The organism is Arthrobacter sp. SRS-W-1-2016 (assembly GCF_002009585.1).
GTDB lineage: Bacteria > Actinomycetota > Actinomycetes > Actinomycetales > Micrococcaceae > Arthrobacter > Arthrobacter bambusae_A.
The window spans coordinates 1-769 of the sequence record NZ_MTPV01000084.1 but is presented as its reverse complement, the minus strand read 5'-3'; the positions used below and the strand labels follow the sequence as shown (position 1 = coordinate 769).

General features: G+C 67.1%; 1 protein-coding gene. It reads right to left on the bottom strand.

Annotation, left to right across the window (positions count from 1 at the left end):
• The coding region (locus BMF89_RS21300) for a TetR/AcrR family transcriptional regulator C-terminal domain-containing protein (protein WP_078109037.1) at window positions 1-704 on the bottom strand (704 nt) is incomplete at its 3' end.
• Between the last annotated feature and the right edge of the window lie 65 nt (window positions 705-769).

Here is a 769-nt window from a genome sequence, read left to right as displayed (position 1 = left end):
AGGGGTGCTGCGAGTCCGGCGAGCAGGATGCTGATGCCTTGGTCCAGTTCGGCGGCGCCGTCGTAGTCGGCGAGGACCGGGCCAAGGGCGCGGAGGCGGGGGAATTCCTTCGCGGGCAGGCGGTGCAGGCCAAGGCGGAGCAGTGCTTCGTTTTCCTCCGGGTCCACGATGAATTCCTGCAGTTCATTGAGGATGTGGCCGTACAGGAAGCCGTAGTACGCCCGGTAGACGTGCAGTGCGTCGCCGGGGGTGAAGCCGGCGTCGATCAGCAACGAGAGGATCTGCTCGAGCGGGCGCAGCGTGCCCAGCGGGCGCAGGCCCAGGGGCGTCGACAGCGGGCGGGTGACGAGCAACGGCACGACGTTCGGGTGCCGCAGCGCGAGCAGGCGCAGGTCGTGGGCTATCTGGCGCAGCTGTGCCTGCCAGTCGGGGTTGTCCGGGGAGATGGGAAGCTCTTTCAGGACCTGCTCCGTCACTCCGTCCAGGAGCGCGGCGCGGTTGGCGGCGTACCGGTAGAGGCTCATCGGATCCCGGCCTAGTTCCTGGCCCAGGCGGCGCATGGTGAGCGCGTCCAGTCCTTCCGCGTCCACCAGTGCCAGGGCGGTGGACAGGACGAGGTCCCGGCTCAGCCTGGGTTTCTGTCCGGCGGGATTCTCGCCGGCACCTGCAGCGGAAGAATTGGCCGGAGACTCTGGGGGAGGCATGGGGTTCCGTCCTGATCTGATCGTTTCATCGCGGCTCTTGCCGGGAAAATAAGCTTGCTTACTTT